Here is a 6,432-nt window from a genome sequence, read left to right as displayed (position 1 = left end):
TCTGGTGAAAATGATTTTTTAGGCATGAGAAAACTCCCCATTTAATAAACAGATTTTATTTTTTAATCTGTCTACCTATTGGGGAGCATATCAGTATTCCGAATGGCTAACCGACGAAGGGTTAATTAAAATTGAAGGCTGGGCGAGGGATGGACTAATCGATGAACAGATTGCTCAAAATATGGGCATTGCTTATTCAACATTACGGACATGGAGAGATAAGTTTCCAGCACTTTCGGCAGCCTTAAAAAGAGGAAAGGAAGTAATCGACCGTCAAGTTGAAAATGCATTGTTGAAAAGGGCACTGGGTTACGAATACAAGGAAAAGAAGTACGAGCAGGTGCAAATGTCAACTGATGAACATCACATGCTGCAAAAGGTGACTGTACAAAAATATAAATTGGAACATCTAGAAACGACGATGGAAGAAATCCGTTTAGTCGAGCTGAGTGTTTCTCGTTATAAAAGTGTACTTGTGGAAGAACGGTCAAAAGAAGTTGTTCCCGATGTAACCGCTCAAATCTTTTGGTTGAAGAATCGTAAGCCGAACGATTGGCGAGATAAGCAACAAGTAGAGCATAGCGGTGAAGTAACTAATACAGTCGTTGAAATGACACCTGAAGAACGACAAAACCGAATAGCTGAATTGAAGGCGAAATTAAAATGATTACAGATACAGAATTATTAGAGCTAGAAACATTACTGCAGCTAGAAGAGCTCGATGAAGCAAAAACAAATTTCTTCAAGTTTTGCAATGTGCTCGCTCCTTCTTTTTATAAAGAGAGTCGAGCCTTTTTAATTTACATGTGTGATGAAATGCAAGACTTCTACGAATCCGATGATGAGGTAATGATTGTGAATGTTCCACCTCGTCACGGTAAGTCACGTACAGCCTCCATGTTCGCTAAATTTGTATTTGGTCAAAATCAAAACGAAAAGATCATGACGGGTTCGTATAATGAAATGCTATCAACTACATTTTCCAAAGCCGTACGAAATGACATTTCAGAGGTTAAAGGGGATAAGGACAAATTAGTATATAGCGACATATTTCCAGATACACGTATTAAGCTCGGTGATGGCGCCATGAACTTATGGAGTTTAGAGGGTGGTTATAATAACTATCTAGCCACTTCACCTACTGGTACGGCGACAGGTTTCGGTGCATCTTTACTTATTATCGATGACTTAATCAAAAATGCGGAAGAGGCGTTTAACGAAGGTGTGCTTGAAAAGCATTGGGAATGGTTTACGAATACGATGCTTTCACGTGTTGAAGAAGGCGGGAAAATAATAATAATTATGACGCGTTGGTCCTCTAAAGATTTAGCAGGGCGAGCGCTTCTTCATTTTAAAGAAGAAGGTAAAAAGGTTCGCCATATTAATTTAAAGGCACAGCAAGATGATGGCTCAATGTTATGTGATGAAATTTTGAGTCGTAGATCATACGAAAGTAAAACTCGTGCTATGAGGCCAGAAATTGCCGCAGCTAACTACCAGCAGGAGCCAATTGATGCGAAAGGCAAATTGTACGAAACGCTTAAAGTGTATGAGGGAGAATTGCCGCAATTTAAAGAAATTCGCAACTATACAGATACAGCTGATGAAGGTAGCGATTACTTGTGCAGCATTAACTATGGCGTGACGTTTAACAAAGAAGCCTATATTATTGATGTGCTTTATACAAAAGATGGAATGGCAGTTACAGAGCCTAAGACAGCAGAAATGTTATTTAAAGGTAACGTGCGTGTGGCTGAGATTGAATCGAATAATGGAGGGTTAGGTTTTTCCCGTTCAGTTGAAAGGCATCTGAAAGAAACGCATAAGACTAACCGGGTAAGGTTGGTACTATTTCATCAATCCAAAAATAAACAGGCTCGGATTCTTTCGAATGCTACTTGGGTAATGGATCACATCTATTTTCCTAGCGACTGGCGCAATCGATGGCCTGAGTTTTACAAGTCGATGAACGAATACCAAAAAGAAGGCAAGAACAAGCATGACGATGCACAAGATGCTATTACAGGGGTTGCTGAATCGATTATCAGTGCGAAGAAAGTTAGTGTCGGCAGCAAATCAAAATTAGGATTGAGGTGATAATATGGCGATTATTCGTGACAGGGATTTAATAGAGAACGGTATTCCAGTAGAGCTGATAGCTAGCTGCATCAAGGAGCACCAGGAAGGGATTATCAGGCTGAACAAACTGGACGAATACTATCAAGGCAAGCATGCCATTTTGGAACGTCCATCCGATGAAGACAAAGGGTTACCTAATAATAAATTGGTGGCTAACCATGCCAAATACATCACGGACATTGCGACCGGCTACGTATTTGGAAAGCCTATCAAATACGAAGGTGAACAAATTGAAGCTATTACAGAGGCTTATAAAACTATCGATATTGTTTCGCATGATTCAGAGCTAGCGAAGGACTTATCGGTATTTGGCAGAGGGTTGGAACTCTACTTTATGTCGAATGACGATGAGCCAATTCCGAAAGTATCGGTCATTGATCCACGGCAGATTTTTCTTGTGGTTGACGATACGGTTGAATATAAACCAATGTTTGGTGTTCATTATTATGAAAAGCGTGATATTGACAATGAAGTGATTGGCTTCAAAGCCTTTGTCTATTCAGATACAAATGTAGTTGAATACTTTATCGAAAAGGTAGATTCAAAAGACATCACGCTAATTGAGGATATCCCACATTATTGGGGAGCTGTTCCTATTACGGAATTTCTTAATAACGAGGAAGAGCAGGGCGATTTTGAACAGCAAATCAGTTTAATCGATGCTTATAATTTGCTTCAATCAGACCGTGTTAATGACAAGGAGCAGTTGGTAGATGCGTTGTTAAAAGTGACCGGTGTTTCTTTTGGAGACGATGAAGAAGAACAATCTGCAACAGCGAGGATGATTAAGAAGCACAAGATCATGGAGCTACCTGAAGGAGCTGATGCTGATTGGCTTGTTAAGCAGCTGAATGAGGCACAGGTAGAAATATTGAAAGATACTATCAAATCCGATATCCATGAGTTTTCCATGGTCCCTAACTTAACAGATGAAAACTTTGCTTCCAATAGTTCGGGAGTGGCTATGAAATACAAGCTGTTTGGTTTAGAACAGTTGGCCGTCATCAAGGAACGCTTCTACATTTAAGGATTACGAAAGCGCCTAAAGCTGTTCGCCAATATTTTGACCGTGAAAGCAAAAGCGGTTGAAATAGCAGGCGTTCTTATTACGATGATCCGTAACCTGCCAGAGAATGAATTGACGATTCAAGAAATCGTTTCACTGATTGACTTTGTTAGTAACGAGACCCTTCTTGCATTACTTCCGTTCGTAGATGACACAGCAGAAGAGATTGCGAGAGTGAAAGTTCAATTAGAAGAAAAGATGGAGCGTGCTCAAAAAGAATTTGGTTATCCAATAGATCCACCGGAAGATGTGACGGACGATGAAGCAGAGGAGTAACAGTTATTGGGATAAACGGTCAATGGAATGCATGACTGAGTATCATCGTTCGGCAGATGCAACTGTTAAGACTGTGAACAAAGCTTACGATAAGGCTCAAAAGGATATCCAGTTTGAGATTGACAAGATATTCGAGACGTTTGGTACAAATGGACAATTGAGCCCAAGTGAAGCGAAGAAGATACTTAACCAACGTATTCCGAATCCTTTATTGGGGGTTGCAAAGAAAATCTATCTGAACATAAAGGATAAACGTATTAAGCGTTGGCTCCTTACTCGAATGAATGCTCCAACATATAGAGCCCGAATTACTCGTTTAGAAGCCTTGAAAGAGAATGCTTATTTACAGTCCAAAATCATTGCTGATGCTGAAATACAAGCAAGCACGGCAGGCTATATGAAAATCATAAGAGATACTTACTACCGAACAATGTATGATGTTCATCGTGGCTTAGGTGTAGGGTTTGAATTCGCTGCTATGCCTGAAAGTAATATTGAATCAATCTTGAAAAATCCATGGAGTGGCAAGCATTTTAGTGAACGTGTTTGGGATAATACAGATACGCTAGCCTCACAAATTAGCGAAGTGATTACAGCAGGTTTTATGTCAGGTACCAGCACACGTAAGATGATACAGGATTTAGCCGAGCGAATGGGAGTAGGGAAGTTTGCTGCTAGTCGTCTAATCCGTACCGAAACAACTTATATGGCTAATGCTGCTGAAATGGAAAGTTATAAAGAGGCAGAAGTTGATGAGTATATGTTCCTTGCTACATTAGATATGCGTACATCACCACAATGCCAAGAACAAGATAAGGAAGTATACAAAGTTAAAGATGCTAAACCAGGAGTTAACATGCCGCCGATGCATGTTTTTTGTCGTTCTACAACTCGTGCTTATTTTGGTGCGCAGACGCTCAAAAATATTCAGCGTAGAGTACGTAATCCAATCACAGGTAAGAATGAACTTATTCCAGCAAATATGGCATATCCTGAATGGAGGAAGAAATATTCGAATGCGGGGTGATAGCGTTGTTGAAATATTTTAATTGTTTTTTCTTGGTGGCCCTTACGATATGTTTCGGAAGTTATTTTTTCTTTGAAGAAGGAACCACGTTTGAATACCTTGTGATACTTTTGCTATTAGCAATCTTTATAAATTTAGTAATAGGTGATAAACCGAAATGTTAGATAGATTATAAAACCTTGAAATGATTTAATTCAGTCGCTAATTTAGCGGCTTTTTATTATGTCCAAAACGTGCTGACGACTATAAAAGGTGCATGGAGATAGCCGACGGGCGTTAAATGGGAGGTACTTATGAAATTTATTGAAGTGTTTATTTTGTACATTAATATTTTGTTCTCCAAACCTAAATTGGTAGTAAGAGAATTTAAACCTTTGTTACCACTTAATCTTAAATTCTTCTCGGATCCAGCCGACCCGCCTGCGGACCCAACACCGCCAGCCGACTCGCCAAATGACCCTCCAGAGAAGATTGAGTTTACTGCCGAACAGCAAGCCGAATTAGATCGTATTCTCGGTGAACGATTAGGTAAGGCTCAAGCGAAATGGGAAAAGGATTACCAATTAAAACTAGATGCTGCCAAAACGGAAGCTGAAAAATTAGCCAAAATGAATGCTGATCAAAAGGCAGAATACGAACGACAAAAGCGTGAAGATGAGCTAGCAAAACGTGAGGGCGAAATCACTCGCCGTGAGCTTCGTGCCACGGCACTTGAAACATTAGCAGATAAGAGTCTTCCATTATCGCTAGCGGAAATTCTCGTATTTACTGACGCTGCATCTACTAACGCTAGCTTAGATGCAGTAGAAAAGGCATTTCGTGAATCAGTTGAGGCTGGTGTGAACGAACGTCTACGAGGTTGCAATCCACCTGGTGGTGGAGGGAAAGGCAATGGTGAAGTAAGTGTGGGAGCCAACTTCGCCAAATCACTGAACGAAAAAAGCAAGCCAATTGCAACAACATTATGGACTTAAGAGAGGAGAATTTTAATGTACGTATCAAAAAAAGAAACAGCAAAACAAATTAACTTTTTAGCAAGTGCGCGTTTTCAATCGTTTACTACTCAGGTAGAACAAACTGGGGTGGTTGCTAATGCGAAGGGACGCAAAATCGTACCAGCTGGAACAATTTATCCCAAAAACGATGCAACAGCAAAAGGTATTTTGCTAAATGATGTAGACGTAACAGAAGGTCCACAACCTGGGGCTTTACTGGTAGAAGCGTATATCTTGGAAACTCGACTTCAAGTAGCTCCTGATGCTGCTGCGAAAGCCGCATTAACGGAAATCAAATTTCGATAATAAATAATTAATAGAAAAGAGGAATCGCAATATGCCGAGCGTATTAGAATTATTTAACCAACGAGAAGTTTTAAATTACTTACAAAATCGTGAATATCCTGCTTTACTAGGTGCAACGTTATTCCCAGAAATCAAGAAACCAACTCTTGAGTTCGATTTAATTAAAGGTGCTGGGCGTACGCCAGTTGTTGCCTCTGTACATTCGTTTGATACAGAATCAGAAATCGGCTCACGTGAAGCTAGCAAAATGGCGCTAGAGGCAGCGTTGATTAAACGTAAATTACCATTGGTCATAAAATTGCGGATAATAAAGAGGAGGAAAAACCAGTGTCAAAAGAAGTTTATGAAAAAGATGCAGTCCCAGCCACGTGGGCAAAAGATGCAGTTAAATGGGCTAAGGAAAAAGGGATATCAGATGGCACATTTCTAAAGCGCCCAGCCACGCGAGAAGAAATCATTACAATGATCTATAATGTACAGAATATAAAATAAAACCTAAATTCAAAGCCCGTCATTACTGTTTAATAGCTGATATGCTCCCCATTAGGTAGACAGATTAAAAAATAAAATCTGTTTATCAAATGGGGAGTTTTTTCATGTCAAAAAAATTATTTTCACCAGAC

At 39.8% G+C, this 6,432-nt stretch carries 6 protein-coding genes and 1 pseudogene; all 7 read left to right on the top strand.

The window, feature by feature from the left end; genetic code table 11:
- Positions 1-181: 181 nt before the first annotated feature.
- The 7 genes and pseudogenes from ACQKIH_RS22155 to ACQKIH_RS22125 all read left to right on the top strand — a co-directional run bounded on the left by ACQKIH_RS22155 (position 182) and on the right by ACQKIH_RS22125 (position 6,239).
- Complete coding sequence (locus ACQKIH_RS22155) at positions 182-667, top strand: transposase (RefSeq protein ID WP_427768983.1); 486 nt, start codon at positions 182-184, stop codon at positions 665-667.
- Positions 664-2,097: a phage terminase large subunit gene (gene terL / locus ACQKIH_RS22150; protein WP_427768980.1), complete on the top strand. Its 1,434-nt coding sequence runs from the start codon at positions 664-666 to the stop codon at positions 2,095-2,097. Before ACQKIH_RS22155 ends, terL begins: the two co-directional genes overlap by 4 nt.
- A 4-nt stretch (positions 2,098-2,101) precedes the next feature.
- Positions 2,102-3,481 (top strand): annotated as a pseudogene (locus tag ACQKIH_RS22145) (phage portal protein).
- Positions 3,465-4,508, top strand: coding sequence for a minor capsid protein (locus ACQKIH_RS22140; RefSeq protein ID WP_427768978.1), 1,044 nt, complete (start codon positions 3,465-3,467; stop codon positions 4,506-4,508). Before ACQKIH_RS22145 ends, ACQKIH_RS22140 begins: the two are co-directional and overlap by 17 nt.
- 293 nt (positions 4,509-4,801) lie before the next feature.
- Positions 4,802-5,482 carry a DUF4355 domain-containing protein gene (locus tag ACQKIH_RS22135; protein WP_427768975.1) on the top strand — a complete coding sequence of 227 codons (681 nt, stop codon included), beginning with the start codon at positions 4,802-4,804 and terminating at the stop codon, positions 5,480-5,482.
- Between the two features lie 15 nt (positions 5,483-5,497).
- Entirely contained in the window at positions 5,498-5,809 is a 312-nt protein-coding gene (locus tag ACQKIH_RS22130; protein ID WP_427768973.1) for a hypothetical protein, read from the top strand.
- 31 nt (positions 5,810-5,840) lie between these two features.
- Entirely contained in the window at positions 5,841-6,239 is a 399-nt protein-coding gene (locus ACQKIH_RS22125) for a major capsid protein (protein ID WP_427768970.1), read from the top strand.
- Positions 6,240-6,432 lie beyond the last annotated feature (193 nt).

It is taken from the genome of Solibacillus cecembensis (assembly GCF_050272495.1).
GTDB lineage: Bacteria > Bacillota > Bacilli > Bacillales_A > Planococcaceae > Solibacillus > Solibacillus cecembensis.
Note: the sequence above shows the minus strand (reverse complement) of the source record. Positions and strands in the feature narration are given on the sequence as shown.